Consider the following 16,794-nt stretch of genomic DNA (forward strand, 5'->3'; position numbering starts at 1 on the left):
CGATCACAAAAAACTATAATATAGGCAGGTGTTTTTAGGGCGGCCATGAAAATCTGAATAGCTCGAAGGTAAAAGAGGAACTAGCGGGCACCACGGTACCCGCTAAAGGAAAAGCGTAGCCTAGAGTTTTGAAGGTATATTACTAATCTCCTCGAGCCATACATCGGCTTCGGCATCACTCGGCGCCCGCCAGTCGCCGCGCGGCGATAAAGATCCTCCTGAACCGACTTTAGGTCCATCAGGCAAAGCTGAGCGCTTAAACTGACTGATTTTGAAGAACCGGTAGCAGAATACCTCTAGCCAATGTTTTATATCCTCTAGCGAGTAATCCCGCCGGTTTTCTTCTGGTATCGTACTTGGCCAATGTCCCTGGCTAGCATCATGCCATGCGTGATAGGCGAGAAACGCCACTTTCGAAGGGCGTATACCAAACCGAGTAATCCAGTACAGGTTAAAATCCTGAAGTTCATATGGGCCAATTTTGTCTTCGGTTTTTTGGGCCGGTTCGTCTGAATCTTGTTTACCAGGGACAAGCTCAGGCGAGATTTCAGTATTCACAATATCGGTAAGTACCTGCCGGGTATTCTCGCCAAACTCGTCCTGCTCAGCGATCCATCGGATAAGATGCTGGACCAGTGTCTTAGGCACACTGCTATTTACATTATAGTGAGACATGTGGTCACCCACCCCATAGGTCATCCACCCCAGCCCAATTTCTGACAAGTCACCTGTGCCCAGTACCAAAGCGTGGTTTTGACCGGCCAGCCTGAACAAGTGGGAGGTACGTTCACCGGCTTGCACATTCTCAAAATTAACGTCATACACTTCTTCGCCGTGGGCGTACGGATGGTCTATATCTTCGAGCATCTGGTCACACGATGGTTGGATATTTATTTCCTTAGCAGTCACCCCCAGGCTTTCCATAAGAATATGTGCATTGCTCTTGGTTTTTTTGCTGGTGGCATAGGCTGGCATGGTATACGCCAAAATATTAGCCCGCGGCAAATTCAGGCGGTCCATCGTCTTAGCGGCAACAATCAGTGCATGGGTAGAATCGAGACCACCAGATACGCCGACGACCAGCTTAGTAAAGCCCGACGCTTTTAGCCGTTTTTTTAACCCATGTATTTGAATATTGTAGGTTTCATAGCATCGCTCATCCAAATCGTCAGTATTAGCAGGCACAAAAGGAAAACGATCTATATCGCGGCACAGGGGCAATTGGGCGGTAGGAGGGTTGAGCGTGAAATCAATCCGGCGCACATTTTCTATTTCATGCCGATGGGCACTGACCGAATCATGGAAACTGGTCATTCGCATACGATCCTGGCTTAACCGCTCCAGATCAATATCTGCTATTAACAGGTCTGCCTCTGGCGTGAATCGGCCAGCTTCTCTTAGCATTATATCATTTTCAAAAATCAGCCCATGACCGTCCCATGCCTGGTCGGTAGTGGACTCCCCAGGGCCCGCGGCAGCGTACAAGTAAGCGGCAATACAAGCGCCAGACTGGCGCGCACACAGATCTCGTCGATAGCGGGCTTTATCAATGGTGATATTGCTGGCAGAAAGGTTCGTTAACAAGGTCGCCCCGGCCAGAGCGGCATAAGTACTTGGGGGGATGGGGGTCCATAAGTCTTCGCAAATTTCACTGTGGATACGCAGATGTTCAACATCCACTGGGTTGAAAATCAAATTGGCACCAAACGGGACCTGTTCGTCCAGCAAGTTTATTTCTTTAAGCAGACAATCTCGCCCAGAGCAAAATTGGCGTTTTTCGTAAAATTCGCGATAGTTAGGCAGATAGGTCTTGGGAATTGCACCAAGCACCTTGCCATTGTGAATAGCCAGAGCGCAGTTATAAAGTGCCCCCTCGACTTTTAAAGGCGCCCCCACCAATAGCAAAGTAGGGATTGATTTTGAGGCTGCTTTAATTTTGCTAATTGCATCTAAACAACTATCTAACAAAGCATCCTGGTGAAATAAATCTCCACACGTATAGGCACTGATGCTTAATTCTGGGAAGAGACAAACCGCAGCATTTTTATCAGCTGCTCGTTCAGCCAACTCGATAATTTGAGAACAATTAAAACTAGGATCGGCAACTTTTACTTCGGGAATACATACTGCTACCCGAGCGAAGCCGTGTGTGTATATATTATTAAAAGGCTCGTCTTTTTTCACAGATAGTTGTCCAGGTTAATTTCAGAAGAAATCGGCGTAAGAGCTTTGCTTGCTCTAGCCATTTGGTTTATTGCAAGGCGTTTTGTATCGTCATCCGCACATACAATTAAGTCTGGAGGAACAACGAGGTTGTAACGGCGCATATGTGCATCCTGTGCCGTAAATTGAACGCAGATATCACCTGTAAGGCCAGCCAGAATGAGAGTTTGAGCACCTATATGCTGTAACAAAGTATCTAATGTAGTTCCGAAAAAACCGGAATGTCGTGCTTTGATGACAAAATAATCCTCCTCCTCCGGAGGCAAAATTTTGGCAATTTTTTCACCACGCACATCATCCTCCATAACATGCGATACCAACTGGCGAAAATCAGATCGCCACTTACCAAAATTATCATTCACATAAATAGTAGGAATTGAATACTGGGAAAGACGGGTTTTGAAAGTCGCAATATTACGGGCCGCCTCCACAGCGGGGGCAAGCATCTGCTCCCCATCATCGAATTCTAAGTCATTGATCATATCGATAATGAGAAGAACCACTTTGCTTTTGTCGGGAAAATCCTCGGGTTTATTCACTGGTCGACGTCCTTTGCCATTAGGATGAAATCAAACTAAAGCTGGATGTAGGCACTTGAACTACGCCTGCTGTTCAGACAAATATGTCGTTGAGGGGAGGGTTAGATCAGTCGATAACGCGATTCAGATGAGGAATCATACATACTTAATCTTTAATCACTGTGCAAAATTGCGGGTGCTAGTAAATACCAACCCTCCTTTGCCATTGGGAATAGGGCGGGGTGAGCCTGGTCAGAGGTTGGCGACGCGATTTGCGGTGAATCTGATTGAAGTTAAATGTATGTTGATTTAAGTCATATTAGGTATCGGTAATGCCTGATAACCTCAATAGTACGCTAGGCTTAGTCTAATCGGTGGGAGATCGTATGCGCTTGAATATCATTTGCGTAGGTAACCCGCTTCATAGTAGCGATGGAGTAGGACACGTGGTCTATCAAGCATTGCAGAGCCTTCCGTTATCCAAGTTCGTCTCGGTATTCGACGGCGGCGTGGGCGGACTAACTCTACTGCCATTGTTTAAAAACTGTGACCGGGTTTTACTCATAGATGCGGCAAAATTTCCCCGCAGCAATTGTAATAGCCTAATGTGTGTAATTAAAAATGCGCCCCAGGCGCTGAACACATCCACCAACCTTTCTGGTGACCACGGCGGTAATCTAGTCTTGCTATTTGCGATGTTAGAAATCTATCTCAAGCCGGTCCCACCAGTTGATATGTTGTGTATCAACAGCCCGCGCCCGGTTTTCTATCAACCAGCAGCGCAAACAAAATTTACCGATATGGTCGAGCAGGTTTGTCATGCCGTTCGGCTATACATCAATGAACTACTACTTATACAGACTTGCTCGCGGCCAAACGAGGAGTGCGAATGAGATCCACAAAACTTGGTATGTTCTTTTTGCTATACGCTTCACCTTGTTTTGCTCACCACTCCCTTGAGGAATCGCCAATGTGGGCACAGGGATTACTGGTGCTACTGGTTGCCTACATCCTTGGCAAAACGAGCTGGCGGGCCTGGTGCCGTTTTGTGCAGAGGCGGAGATAGTAATGGCTGCTGTAAATTCCTTAGATCACATAAAATTAGATATCACCGGGTATGTGCAAGGGGTCGGGTTTCGTCCATTCATATCGCGGTTGGCGAAAGAGGGAGGGTTGTACGGCAAAGTGTGTAATAGTCAAACCGGAGTCGAATTATATCTTCAAGGGCCAAAGGAACAGATCAAACGTTTGCTCGAAAGGGTGGAAACAGAGTTGCCCCCTGCGGCCTCCATTGAATCCGTTTCACTGAAACACCTGTCGCACCATTCGCATTATTCTGATTTTTCTATCAGTCCAAGTGATAGCCGTTATATTTCCTTGCATACACCCCCTGACCTAGCTATGTGTAAGCGTTGTGCAGCTGAAATACAAGACCCTGGCAACAGGCGTTTCCAGTTCTTTTATAATAGCTGTGCGGATTGTGGGCCGCGTTACTCTGTTATCAGCAACATGCCATATGACCGAAAAAGCACTAGCCATGCCCGCTTTCCAATGTGTGTAGCTTGTACCGAAGAATATGAAGATATAACGAATCGACGCTTTCACGTGGAGGGGATAGGCTGTCCGGTATGCAGCCCTGCCACCTGGTTCGAAAGTAGGCAGCATTCAAGGCACAACTGTACGGAATTATCCGCGCTTGAGGCCTGTGTTGAGATAATTAAAGCCCAGCTCGTAGTCGCAATAAAAGGGGTGGGCGGATTCCACATTGGCTGCGATGCAACAAGTAGTCAGGCGGTCGCCTTACTTCGTGCGCGCAAAAAAAGGCCAGCTAAACCGTTGGCTGTTATGATGAAAGATATTGCGCAAGCGCGACTATATTTTAACTTAACCGCAGCACAAGAGCGGCTGCTACTATCTTCCGTAGCACCGATAGTCATGCTTGCTAAGGCACAGCAAAAATTATACTTATCAGGCGGTTTAGCCCCTGGGCTCAGCTCTATTGGCGTAATGCTGGCCTATACGCCTCTACATTTTCTGTTAATAGATAAAGTTGGCGCACCCCTGGTTATGACCTCGGGCAATCTGAGTGGCGAGCCGGTTTGCTACACAAATGAACAGGCACACGCCCGGCTGAGTTCTTTAATTGACGGTATGTTATTGAACAATCGTAAAATTGTTCAGGCGACCGACGACTCTGTGGCTACGGTGATAGCCGACAGGGCAAGGTTAATAAGACGTTCCAGGGGTTACGTTCCCCAACCTATAGACGGGGCTGGGTTATCACAGGATACGCCGTGTATACTAGCACTTGGCGCAGATATCAAAAATACTCTCGCCATCAGCCAGGGAGTACGCGTAGTTTTATCAACCCATAACGGCGATATGATTCACCCTGACTGTTTTAACCAGGCTGAAAAAGCGGTTCGCGATTTAGTACAAAAACTAAATGCTTGTCCGTCGTTAATTGCGGTTGATAGTCACCCTGACTATCAGATAATGAGGCTAGCCCGTCAAATTGCCAGGCAATATGACAAACCTTTATTACGGGTGCAGCATCATCATGCACACCTTGCCGCCTGTTTAGCAGAAAATAAAGTCTCGCCTACTGAGCCTGTGTTGGGGTTGGTGCTTGATGGGCTAGGCTACGGCACCGACGGTACCCTGTGGGGAGGCGAGTTGCTACTGGCTGACTTCAGACAGTCGCAGCGATTAGCCAATTTATTGCCTTTTCCCTTGTTGGGTGCTGAACTGGCAAGCCGTCAGCCTTGGCGAAATTTGGTTGCGCAATTGCACCAGGCTGCCATTCCGGTGGCAGATATTCTTGCGATTTGTAGGTCTGTTGTGCCCGGTGAGGTAAATGAAGCGGCCATTCAATTATTGTGGAAGCAGCATAAACACTTTCCACTCACAAGTTCCAGTGGGCGCTTATTTGACGCTCTGGCTGCGCTTTTAGGCGCGCCCGTAGAGCAGAGGTTTGAAGGTGAGGCGGCAATGTTTCTGGAAGCCTTGGCCTGTTCGGCGGACACAAAGCAAAATATTCAGCGTGACCCTCTCTCTTTGTTCACTGTCAAGCTGCACCAGGATAGGTATTTGCTCGATCCCAAACCTTGCTGGAAGGCCATTCTGCAGCGCTGGCAGAGCAACGACCATGTTGCGCAGTTGGCGCTTGACTTCCATGTCTCCTTTGTAGATAGCTGGGTCGAATTGATTTGTCGTCTTAAACGAGAAAACCGCTATTCAGGCAATATGATTGCGCTTAGCGGAGGCGTGTATCAGAACAAAATAGTACTGGAGAGGATGCTACATAAACTTACAGAGCGCGGGTTTGAAGTTCTCTGTCACCACAAGGTGCCGACAAATGATGGGGGAATCGCATTAGGCCAGCTTGTTCTCGCAGCACAGGTTGCAGAACGCTAATGTGCCTTGGTGTGCCGGCTAAAATTTGTCAAGTTACTGATCTGGATAAGGGGTTAGCTTTAGTTGAGACAAACGGGGTCAGACGAATTATCAATGTAACTCTATTGACCCTTCAAGGCTCCTCGTTGGATGAGCTAATCGATAAATGGGTACTTATTCACGTGGGGTTTGCCATGGCGGTCATCGATGAAAGTGAAGCATTAAGCACTCTTGCCCTGCTAAACCAAATGGTCAAGGGTGAAACCCAATGAGAAAATTCATCTTATCTCACGACAAAGAGCAGATTCAATGTCTTATCAGCAACATTAATTGTTTGGCCAGCTCAATTGCTGCTGACCTAGAACGCCCGGTACAGATTATGGAAATCTGTGGTGGCCATACCCACGCTATTTTTAACGCCGGATTGGACCAACTGCTGTCAGGCAATATTGAGTTTGTACATGGCCCTGGGTGCCCGGTGTGTGTGTTGCCACCTATTGCAGTAGATAAAGCAATCTACCTGGCCAGTGAGCCTGATGTCATATTGACAACATTCGGCGATGTGGTTCGTGTTAGAGGTCATCAAATGAGCTTGCAGGAGGCGCGGGCTTCAGGCGTCGACGTGCGGATTCTTTACTCGCCCTATGATGCGATAAAGCTGGCCGAAGACAACCCGGCTAAACGTGTGATTTTTTTTGCAGTCGGCTTTGACACCACAATGCCGAGCATTGCTTTAACTATTAGAGAGGCTGCCAAGCGCCAGATCCCCAATCTCACATTTTTGTGCTATCACATTCGCCTCATGCCAGCTATGACGGCTTTGCTGGAAGAGCGGGACATTGTTATAGATGGGTTTATCGGACCAGGCCATGTCAGTATGGTGATTGGGAGCCAGGCTTTTCAGCCTATTGCGAAGTACTACGGAATACCTTTGGTCATCGCTGGCTTTGAGCCGCTGGATATCCTTCTTGCTTTGCAGATGACGCTCAAGCAGCTTTCTGATGGGCGCTGTGAAATAGAAAACGCTTATGCACGTGTTGTCACCCGAGATGGTGCCACCGAGGCGAAAAAAATCATGCAAGAGATATTTGCTGATAGCTGCATTCAGTGGCACGGCCTGGGCGCAGTCGAGAACTCAGTGGTATCGTTGACCCCGACTTACTCGCGCTTTGATGCTAGCACCTACAGTGTCTCTGAAAATCTTCCGAATACTCAATCCGGCTACCATACAGCTCACTGTCATCAAGTTTTGCGTGGCAAAAAAAAACCACCTGAGTGTCCTTACTATGCCTGCCAATGTAATCCGGAACATCCTCTGGGGGCGTTGATGGTGTCATCCGAAGGCGCTTGTGCAGCATATTTCAGGTACAAAAATCCCGCTACACGTCCTGGTCAAAAACAAGTAAGTCAGTATGACTGACGCAAAAGTGGTGACTCTGGCGCACGGTGCAGGAGGGGAAGCGACAGCCTCACTGGTTCAAAACTTATTTTTACGGATTTTGGGCTCTCCCCCTAATGGTCAGTTAGAGGATAGCACTAGTCTGAATCTGCAAGCCTTCTTTTCTGAAAACCAACAACTCGCTTTCACCACGGACAGTTTTGTGGTTTCTCCGCTATTTTTCCCTGGCGGAGATATCGGCAAGCTTGCTGTATGCGGCACTGTGAATGATCTGGCCGTGGTAGGTGCGACGCCGCTTTATTTAAGTGCGGCGTTTATTTTAGAGGAAGGATTGCCTCTGGCTGAGCTGGAAAAAGTAATTTTTTCAATGTCGGCAGCGGCGAAGGAAGCAGGTGTAAAGATTGTCACCGGCGATACCAAAGTGGTTTCACGTGGGCAAGTGGACAAAATCTTTATCACCACATCGGGCATAGGGGCAGTGCGATTGGGAACGAATATTCATTCAGCAGCAGCAAAGCCCGGTGATGCGGTCATTGTTAACGGACTTATTGGAGACCATGGGGCAGCGGTATTGCTCGCCCGTGAGGAACTCGGCTTTCAGGCGGATGTGTACAGCGATTGCGCGCCCCTCAACGGCCTTATTGCCACACTGATTTCCCACTGCCCAGATATTCACGTTATACGAGATGCCACCCGAGGGGGGGTTAGCGTTGTTTTAAATGAAATTGCGGCGTCTTCGGGAGTCACTATTGCGCTGGATGAAGATGCCCTCCCTGTTCGCCCAGAAACTCGGGCGATTTGTGACCTGCTTGGACTCGATCCTTTGCTTTTTGCCAATGAAGGACTGGCGGTTTTCGTGGTGCCAGCCAGCCAGAGTGATGCGCTGCTAGCAGTTATGCGAAAGCATAAGTACGGCCGCCGCGCCTGCCAGATAGGGCAGGTAATAGAAAATAGCGAAGGCTTGCTCTATGTCAATACCGTTCTCGGCAGCAAGCGTATACTCAATATACCTTATGGCATTCAGTTGCCACGCATATGTTGAACTTTGCGTCATGCACGAATTAACCGTCATCACCGCATTGCTCAAAGCGGTTTCACGACAGCTCACAGATTATCGGCGCACCTTAGCGCAGGAGTCTAAACAAGCAACTCAGTCAGAGCTCGAGCAGGTAGGGGTGGCATCAATTACGGTGGAGGTAGGAGAAATGACGTGTGTGGATCCCGATAGGTTGCAATATTGCTTTGAACAACTTAAACACGAGATGAGCCTTGGCTGCGCAATATTGCAGATTGTCTGTAGAAAAGCGCGAATGCAATGTATTCGATGTGGGGTGGTGTATCAGCCCGATCACCCACATCAGGCATGCCAGTGCGGCTGTAGCCAATATGCACTTTTATCTGGTACTGAGCTAAACTTGATTGAAATTGAGCTAGCCTGATGTGTACCCATTGTGGATGTGCTACCCAAAAGGCAACAGTCAGTCGGGATGACGGTAGCTCACCTTTAGCGATTGTAACGACTGATTCCGATGCCGTAACACTCAAAATGCAGCATGCCATTTTGGAAGACAACCAAGTGTTTGCAATGCAAAACCGCCAACTCCTGGGTTCTCTGCGTAGCAAATGCATAAATTTGATGGGGACACCTGGCGCGGGTAAAACCTTATTACTAGAAACCCTTAGCTCGCAACACCTATTCAAGACTGGGCAGCTATTGGTAATCGAAGGTGATCAGCAAAGCCTCAACGATGCTGTGCGTATAAAAAAAGCAGGGGGAGTAGCGGTCCAGATCAATACCGGCATCGGCTGCCACCTGGATGCTCAGATGGTGCACTCAGGCTTGCAGCACCTTCCGTTGCGCACCAATTGCTTAGTTTTTATAGAAAATGTAGGTAATCTCGTCTGCCCGGCACTCTTTGATTTAGGAGAGTCTATTCGTATCGCAATGATGGCCATTACAGATGGCGAAGACAAGCCTGAAAAATACCCTCATATGTTCAGTCAGTGTGACATGGTGCTGATTAACAAAATGGATTTGTTACCTCACCTGGCAGTAGATGTCATGCAAATCGAAGCTTCCCTAAAAAAGCTTAACCCGCATGCTGTTGTATTTTATTTGTCTGCGCTAACAGGCAGCGGCATCAGAGAATTTGCAGAGGCTATTTCTGATGCCTGATAAAACCTGTAACGGCTTGCTAAAAAGAGCAAACATGTCAGCGCTGTTCGAGGGTCTACACGAAGCGGGATACAGCATTATTGGGCCCCATTTACGAGACGGAACAATTTTATTTGAGAAAATCGAGGATGTTAGTCAATTGCCCTGGGGTGTCGAAGAGGTGGCTGAAGCAGGGAGCTATCAGATTTCAACATCAGCACCAAATCACCGCTGCTTTTCTTGGAATACAGGGCCTCAAGGTATAAAACCATGGTTATTTAGACCCCACCAGGAGCTATGGACAGGACAAGAGCATGAACATGGGATCCGCTTTACACCAACCGAGGTTAGCGCTGAGCCATTAGCCATTGTCGGCATCAGGGCTTGTGATTTGGCAGCATTGTATCTTCAGGATAAACACTTCTTACATGGCAAAATTCCAGACCCCTGGTATTGCGCGCAACGACAAAAGTTATGCCTGGTGGCGGTTAATTGCTCTAAAAGTGCAACCACTTGCTTTTGTACTTCCACAGGTGACGGGCCAGAAGTCACCTATGGTTACGATATTTTGTTAGATGAAATTGACGAAGGTTATCTTATCCACGCTAAGAGCGATGTGGGCAATAAAATTGTACAGGCATTACCGTTGTTTAAGGAAGCCCCGATTCACCTTGATCAAGCGCAACGCCAATTAGCCGCCGCCACTATTCAACAGCGTGCTTTGCCTGATGAGCAAACGCTGTGCAACTTAATAGCACAACTTGATAGCCAGCAATGGGAGGCCATTGCGCAACGTTGTCTAGCATGTGGTAATTGCACCTCTGTTTGCCCAACATGTTTTTGTTCTAAACAGGAATCCAGTATCCGCCCTGATTCGGAAATAACCGAGCAGTCTCGCCTGTGGGACTCGTGTTTTAGTCAGGAACATGGCTTTATTACGGGAAAGGCCATTCGCAAAGAAATAAGTCAAAGGTATCGGCAGTGGCTTATTCATAAGTTGGTCACGTGGCAGCAGCAATATGGTCGAAGTGGATGCGTCGGCTGCGGGCGCTGTATTAGCTGGTGCCCGGCGGCTATTGATTTGGTCGATGAAGTTCATGCCTTATTGAGTTGATAATGGCTGAAGCCCTGCTCACCCCGTTTACCGCTTGTGTACAACACAAAGTGACTGAGTCACCAGGTCTGGTAACGCTTTTTCTGAATATTCCTGACCCGGGACGCTATACGTTTGAGTATGGGCAATTCAACATGTTGTCGCTGCCCGGCATTGGGGAAATACCGATATCGATAATGGGCTGGGACGATAGGTTGCTGATGCATACTATCAGAGGGGTAGGACGGGTCTCCCATGCAATGGTCAGCCTGGAGGAAGGAAGTTATCTGGGAATACGAGGTCCGTTTGGGCGAGGTTGGCCGTTGCACCAGTTTGAAGGTAAAGATTTGGTGTTTATTACAGCGGGGTTGGGATGCGCGCCGGTGGTTGCGGCTATTAATTATGCTATGACCAATCGTAATCGGTTTCGCCGAATAGTGATATTGCAAGGTGTGAAGCATCACGATGATCTTTTATGGCAACCAAAATACGACCGGTGGCGAAAGATGGGTGATTGCCAGGTGTTATTGGCTGCCAGTGAAGAAAATAAGCGAAAACGCCACTGGCAGCTGGGCATGGTGACAGGGTTACTCGACTATGCTGAGTACGCCCCTCAGGAGTGCGCAGTGATGATTTGTGGCCCGGAAATTATGATGCTGGCAGCGCTACCTCTGCTAGCAAAGCAGGGCGTGCCCGCCGCTGACATTTTTTTGAGTATGGAGCGTCATTTTCAATGTGGAAATGCTGCTTGCGGCCATTGCCAACTTGGACCTTTTTTTGTCTGCCGGGATGGGCCGGTATTTTGCTACGAGCAAATAAAGCCATGGCTAGGTTTACAAGGTTTTTAAAATTATGTCTACAAAGCTCAATGTCGCGGTTCATAAGTTGACATCCTGCTCTGGGTGCCAACTGGCCTTTCTGAATCAGGGAGCGCACCTACTTGAGCTGCTGGAAAAGATCCATTTCATTCATTTTATTGAAGCGGGCTTGTATGCGCCGGATTCGCAAGTCGACATCGCCTTTATTGAAGGTAGCGTCTCGACCTCAGATGATTTGCATCGCCTGCAACAGGCTCGTGAACGTGCCAGGTGGTTAATCAGTATTGGTGCGTGCGCCACCAGTGGGGGAATACAAGCGTTACGCAATATGGCTGACAAAGAGCTGTGGAAACAGGCTGTTTATGCACATCCAGAGTTTATTGATGAACTTGCTGATTGTAGCAGCGTGGCTGAACACGTAGCGGTTGACTTTGAGTTGTGGGGGTGTCCTGTAACTATTGCCCAGGTCAGTCAAATGATTCTGTTGCTTAGTCGTGGTGTCTTACCGAATAAACAAGCCGAAAAACTGTGTATGGAATGCAAGCGGCAAAATACGGTTTGTGTGATGGTTACTAAAAAAGAACCTTGTTTAGGGCCCGTGACAAGAACAGGCTGTGGCGCGCTCTGCCCTCGTTTTGGGCGCGAGTGCTACGGATGTTTTGGCCCCTCAGAGCAGCCAAATTGCACGAGCTTAACTAATCGCTTTAGTGGCTTTGGCTTATTGCCTGAAGACATCGCACAGAAGTTTGCTGGAATTCATAGTCATACTAAAGCATTTAATCAGCAGATTCGTCGCTGGCAGGCCATTGATATTAAACAGGTAGAGTAGCTAATGGCGCGGAAAATCAAGCTGAAGGTCCCTTTTATTACTCGCCTTGAAGGAGAGGGCGCGCTTGAATTGACCGCCAGTGGAGACTCCATTAAAACATTACAGTTAAAGATTTTCGAGCCGCCCAGACTATTTGAACGTATGTTGGTGGGCAAATCGTTCGCTGACGTGCCTGATCTGAGTGCACGCATTTGTGGCATTTGCCCAATGGCGTACCAACTTACTTCAATTTTAGCCTTTGAATCTCTATTTGGGGTTAAACTGCCCGAGCGACTGAAGTCTTTGCGTCGACTCATGAACCTCGGTGAATGGTTGCAGAGCCACTCCTTGCACATTCATTTTTTAGCCATGCCAGACTACTATGGGTACGACAGCGCCTTGCAAATGGCTAGCTCTCATGGCGATTTGTTGCGGCGAGGCATGGATATTCAAGAAGCCGGAAATTGTCTGATGCGCTTGCTGGGAGGACGCTCAGTTCATCCGATAGGGCTAAAGGTGGGGGGATTTAGCACGTTACCGGATGCCAAGGCATGGCAGGCGGCGGGCCAAAGGGTTGATGCTGCTATTACCAAAGCCGAAGCGCTGGTAAAATGGAGCGCATCACTAACGTTACCTGATTATAGTCACCCTTTCACCTCCGTGAGCTTGCGAGATTCGCATCAATATCCCATCAATCATGGCAAAATAAGATCGTCTGATGGCTTAAATATATCTGCCCAAGACTACCCAAAGTATTTCAAAGAGCATCAGGTGCGGCATTCGACGGCCTACTATTCCTTACTTAAAGGTAAAGATTATTTGGTGGGGCCGTTAGCCCGTATGAATCTTAATTTCGACGATTTGCCCTCAGACTTGCAAGCTTTTGCAAAGCAGTGCGGGCTGACCTTCCCAACCCAAAATATGTTTTGCAGTATTCAAGCTAGAGCGCTGGAATGCCTGTGGGCTCTGCATGAAGCAAAATCGATTCTTCAACTTCCCGTGTATAGAGGAGCGTCTTCCGTGCCTGTAGAAGTCAGAGCCGGACATTGCGCATCCTGCACTGAAGCGCCACGAGGGTTGATATACCACTCATATAATATTGACAGAAAAGGGAGGATTGAAAGCTGCTGTATTATTCCCCCCACCAGTCAAAATCAAGCCCGAATAGAACGTGATCTGAAATTAACTGTAAGCCGATTTGGGTTGAAACACACTGATGAAGAATTAAAAAGATTTTGTGAACAGTTAATTCGCAACTACGACCCGTGCATTTCGTGCTCTACGCATTTTTTAGATTTCTCGTTTCTGCGGACGTGACAGGTGCTATTGCCGATTCGTCGTTGAAGGTATTTTTCGAACTCTACAATCAATAAAACGGGTGTAGCGATGAAGAATATCAACAGCCAGTCGTAAGCATTGATGTTTTGTAAACCAAATAGCTGCTGAGAAATTGGAAGGTAAGTAAATCCCATCTGTACAAGCAATACGCACAATGCTGCGATCAATGCCGGTTGAAATCCTTTTAAAAAATCTGATGTGAAGATGGATTCAATTAAATATCTGCAATTGAATAAATATAACATTTCGATAATAACTAGCGCGTTAACTGAGATAGTCCTTGCGTACTCGATAGAGCTTCCATTGGCGCGATAATATGAAAATAAGCCATAAACAATACTCGCTGCCATTATGCCTACGACAAGCATACGCACTACTACAGAACGGGAAAAGAGCCCTTGGCCATATGGGCGCGGAGGGCGGAACATGATATTGCGCTCAGCCCGCTCAAATGCAAGCGCTAAGGCCAAGGTGATTGCCGTAACCATATTTACCCAAAGAATCTGTGCAGGAGTGATTGGCATCATATGTCCTAAAAGAATAGCAACGACAATGATAAGCGCTTCTGCCAAATTTGTTGGAAGGATAAAAATAATGGATTTGACGATATTGTCGTAAACATTTCGCCCTTCCCTGACAGCTTTTGCTATGGTGACAAAATTGTCATCAGTAAGTACAAAATCGGCGGCCTCTTTCGCAGCATCTGTTCCTTTGTCGCCCATGGCCACACCGATATTTGCTTTTTTCAACGCTGGCGCATCGTTAACGCCATCTCCGGTCATGGCAACCACGTGATGGTTGTTTTGTAATGCATGGACCAGTTGCAATTTATTTGCAGGGCTGGTACGAGCAAAAACATCGGTTACCTCTGCGGCAGTTCGCAGCTCAGCTTCATTTAAGTTATCAATATCCTGCCCAGTTAAAATACAATTTGTACTTAAACCAAGTTCCGAACCTATTGCCGCAGCGGTAACTGGATTGTCACCTGTGATCATTTTTACGTGAATGCCGGCAGAGTGGCACTGGGCGATACTTTGAATGGCTTCAGGACGTGGCGGGTCACTGATTCCTACTAAACCGACTAATCTGAGTTCTTTCTCAATATCTGCCTGATGAAGGTGCAGGGTGTTTTTGGGAAGAGCTTTTTGGGCCAGAGCGATTACGCGCATGCCCTGCCTGGCGAAGTCCTCAACAGCATTTTGCCAAAGCGTTTGTTTGAAGGATTCTTCGCCGGAGGATAAATATTGAGAAGATGCAAACTCAAATACCTTTTCCGGGGCGCCTTTGACACACAGCATTGCCTCCTTATCAGGCGAGTGATGTAGCGTGGCCATATAGCGCCTTTCGCTTTCAAAGGGCAAAACATCAATTCGCGGCCATTGTTCACTTAAGGTCGTATGGGAAGCTCCATATTTAAGGGCCAGAGCCAGCAACGCACCTTCGGTGGGGTCACCATGTAACACATAGTCGGCCTTCTCGTTTTGAAGGTGCGCATCGTTGCATAATGCAGAAATAATACAGATTCTAGATAAATAAGGGTCGTCATCCCAGCGCTTCTGCTGGTTGCTCTTTGTATGCACTATGGCGCCTTCAGGGCGATATCCTTCCCCAGTTACGTGATATTCCCCATTTAATGCAAATATCCGCCTTGCCGTCATCGCATTGGCGGTTAGCGTGCCTGTTTTATCAGAACAAATTACATCAACCGAGCCCAATACCTCGACCGAGGGCAGCCGCCTTACCAATGCTTTGTTGGCTGCCATTCGCTGCACGCCAATAGCCAATGCAATAGTTACAATAGCGGGTAAACCCTCTGGGATGGAAGCCACCGCAATGCCGATAGCAGCCTGAAACATAGTTTTTAGAGAGTAATCATGAATCGTTACGCCTAGCGTTATGTTCAACAGAGCGAATGCTATGATCGCTACAGTAAGCTGGTGAGCAAAGCGAGTCAGCTGTTGCTGGAGGGGGGTCGCCACCAGAGAAACGCTTTGAACCATCTTGCTGATTTTGCCTACTTGGGTATGAAGACCCGTACGGATTACAACTCCGCGAGCAAGGCCATAGGTCACCATCGTGCCCATGAATGCCATGTTTGTGCGCTCCGCTAGTGGCGTCGAGGGCGCTACTGTTTGAGGTTGTTTTGCAACAGCATAAGACTCGCCGGTGAGTGTCGACTCATCACACCGAAGATCTTTACACATGAACAACCTCAGATCTGCTGGGACGCGATCCCCTGCCTGCAGAAGAACAATATCGCCGGGTACCAACTCGCAACTATCCAAGGTGGTGGGCTTTCCATTACGTATTACCATGCATCGTGAACGAGTCATAGACAATATTGCACGAAGCGCATCTTCTGCCTTGCCCTCTTGGATAAAGCCCACTACCGCATTAACCACCACTACACCTAAGATTACGCCGCTGTCGATATAATGTTGCAACAAAGCACTCACTATGCCGCTGCAAATGAGCACATAAATCAGTACATTATGAAATTGACGCAAAAAACGCCGCCAGGCTGGAGTGGGAGGAGCCTGAGGTATAATATTCTTACCGTACCGCTGCTGCAGGGCGGGAATTAATGGACTTTTAAGGCCGTCTTTGCTGGTGGCGAGTGTTTGCAACACTTCTTCAGCCTCAATTGCATGGTAACCGTTAAGCTGGTGCATAACTGTACTCGTGCAGGGATGCAGTATCCCTCATCCGAAGCTGGCGGTTATTGTTATTGTTCCGCAAGATTATGGCGCTGGCTGGTTGTCGTATGGGGTGGTACAGCACTACCCAACCACTCGCTGACCAGGCGCAATAGCGACAGTCAATCGCTCGCGGATTAAAGGCGCACCAAACATCACTGCAAGTAAAGATATCAGTTAGCTTAGATAGTTGGCATGGGACACAATTCATTATATTGTCCGAAAGATATGCAAGGCGTTGGCGGATTCCTGTTGAATAAGTGTAGACGCTCTGGACTAAATTGGTCGCACCTTATTGCGAAAAGATAATAGCTGTATTGCAGCAGGCCGGGCAGTAATAAGCAGACATG

At 47.9% G+C, this 16,794-nt stretch carries 14 protein-coding genes; 11 read left to right on the top strand and 3 right to left on the bottom strand.

The features are described 5' to 3' along the window. Positions 1-120: 120 nt before the first annotated feature. Together ACTUJZ_RS06835 and ACTUJZ_RS06840 are read right to left on the bottom strand one after the other, a co-directional pair. Positions 121-2,184 carry an NAD(+) synthase gene (locus ACTUJZ_RS06835; protein ID WP_463635548.1) on the bottom strand — a complete coding sequence of 688 codons (2,064 nt, stop codon included), beginning with the start codon at positions 2,182-2,184 and terminating at the stop codon, positions 121-123. Next, entirely contained in the window at positions 2,181-2,762 is a 582-nt protein-coding gene (locus ACTUJZ_RS06840) for a cysteine hydrolase family protein (protein WP_463635549.1), read from the bottom strand. The genes ACTUJZ_RS06835 and ACTUJZ_RS06840 overlap by 4 nt, the downstream gene beginning before the upstream one ends. 365 nt (positions 2,763-3,127) lie before the next feature. Here ACTUJZ_RS06840 and ACTUJZ_RS06845 point away from each other — a divergent pair, with 365 nt between their 5' ends. The 11 genes from ACTUJZ_RS06845 (at position 3,128) to ACTUJZ_RS06895 (ending at position 13,727) form a co-directional block, all read left to right on the top strand. Further along, a complete protein-coding gene (locus ACTUJZ_RS06845) occupies positions 3,128-3,634 on the top strand; it encodes a hydrogenase maturation protease (RefSeq protein ID WP_463635550.1) in 507 nt (168 codons plus the stop codon). 79 nt (positions 3,635-3,713) lie between these two features. Further along, complete coding sequence (hypF, locus tag ACTUJZ_RS06850; RefSeq protein ID WP_463635551.1) at positions 3,714-6,158, top strand: carbamoyltransferase HypF; 2,445 nt, start codon at positions 3,714-3,716, stop codon at positions 6,156-6,158. Then, a complete protein-coding gene (locus tag ACTUJZ_RS06855; RefSeq protein ID WP_463635552.1) occupies positions 6,158-6,409 on the top strand; it encodes a HypC/HybG/HupF family hydrogenase formation chaperone in 252 nt (83 codons plus the stop codon). The genes hypF and ACTUJZ_RS06855 overlap by 1 nt, the downstream gene beginning before the upstream one ends. Next, complete coding sequence (gene hypD, locus ACTUJZ_RS06860) at positions 6,406-7,557, top strand: hydrogenase formation protein HypD (protein ID WP_463635553.1); 1,152 nt, start codon at positions 6,406-6,408, stop codon at positions 7,555-7,557. Before ACTUJZ_RS06855 ends, hypD begins: the two co-directional genes overlap by 4 nt. Next, a complete protein-coding gene (hypE, locus tag ACTUJZ_RS06865) occupies positions 7,550-8,578 on the top strand; it encodes a hydrogenase expression/formation protein HypE (RefSeq protein WP_463635554.1) in 1,029 nt (342 codons plus the stop codon). The genes hypD and hypE overlap by 8 nt, the downstream gene beginning before the upstream one ends. Before the next feature lie 10 nt (positions 8,579-8,588). Next, entirely contained in the window at positions 8,589-8,975 is a 387-nt protein-coding gene (locus tag ACTUJZ_RS06870) for a hydrogenase maturation nickel metallochaperone HypA/HybF (RefSeq protein ID WP_463635555.1), read from the top strand. 107 nt (positions 8,976-9,082) lie between these two features. Then, positions 9,083-9,712 carry a hydrogenase nickel incorporation protein HypB gene (gene hypB, locus ACTUJZ_RS06875; RefSeq protein ID WP_463635556.1) on the top strand — a complete coding sequence of 210 codons (630 nt, stop codon included), beginning with the start codon at positions 9,083-9,085 and terminating at the stop codon, positions 9,710-9,712. After that, the gene (locus ACTUJZ_RS06880) at positions 9,705-10,805 is read left to right on the top strand and encodes a 4Fe-4S dicluster domain-containing protein (protein ID WP_463635557.1); all 1,101 of its coding nucleotides are present in this window, start codon (positions 9,705-9,707) and stop codon (positions 10,803-10,805) included. The genes hypB and ACTUJZ_RS06880 overlap by 8 nt, the downstream gene beginning before the upstream one ends. A 2-nt stretch (positions 10,806-10,807) precedes the next feature. Further along, the gene (locus tag ACTUJZ_RS06885; protein WP_463635558.1) at positions 10,808-11,632 is read left to right on the top strand and encodes an FAD/NAD(P)-binding protein; all 825 of its coding nucleotides are present in this window, start codon (positions 10,808-10,810) and stop codon (positions 11,630-11,632) included. 4 nt (positions 11,633-11,636) lie between these two features. After that, positions 11,637-12,431 carry an NADH-quinone oxidoreductase subunit B family protein gene (locus ACTUJZ_RS06890; protein ID WP_463635559.1) on the top strand — a complete coding sequence of 265 codons (795 nt, stop codon included), beginning with the start codon at positions 11,637-11,639 and terminating at the stop codon, positions 12,429-12,431. 3 nt (positions 12,432-12,434) lie between these two features. Further along, positions 12,435-13,727, top strand: a complete 1,293-nt coding sequence (locus ACTUJZ_RS06895) for a Ni/Fe hydrogenase subunit alpha (RefSeq protein WP_463635560.1) — start codon at positions 12,435-12,437, stop codon at positions 13,725-13,727. Here the strand turns inward: ACTUJZ_RS06895 and ACTUJZ_RS06900 are convergent. Further along, positions 13,667-16,420: a cation-translocating P-type ATPase gene (locus ACTUJZ_RS06900; RefSeq protein ID WP_463635561.1), complete on the bottom strand. Its 2,754-nt coding sequence runs from the start codon at positions 16,418-16,420 to the stop codon at positions 13,667-13,669. The genes ACTUJZ_RS06895 and ACTUJZ_RS06900 overlap by 61 nt on opposite strands. Positions 16,421-16,794 lie beyond the last annotated feature (374 nt).

It is taken from the genome of Alteromonas sp. WD8-37 (genome assembly GCF_055326825.1).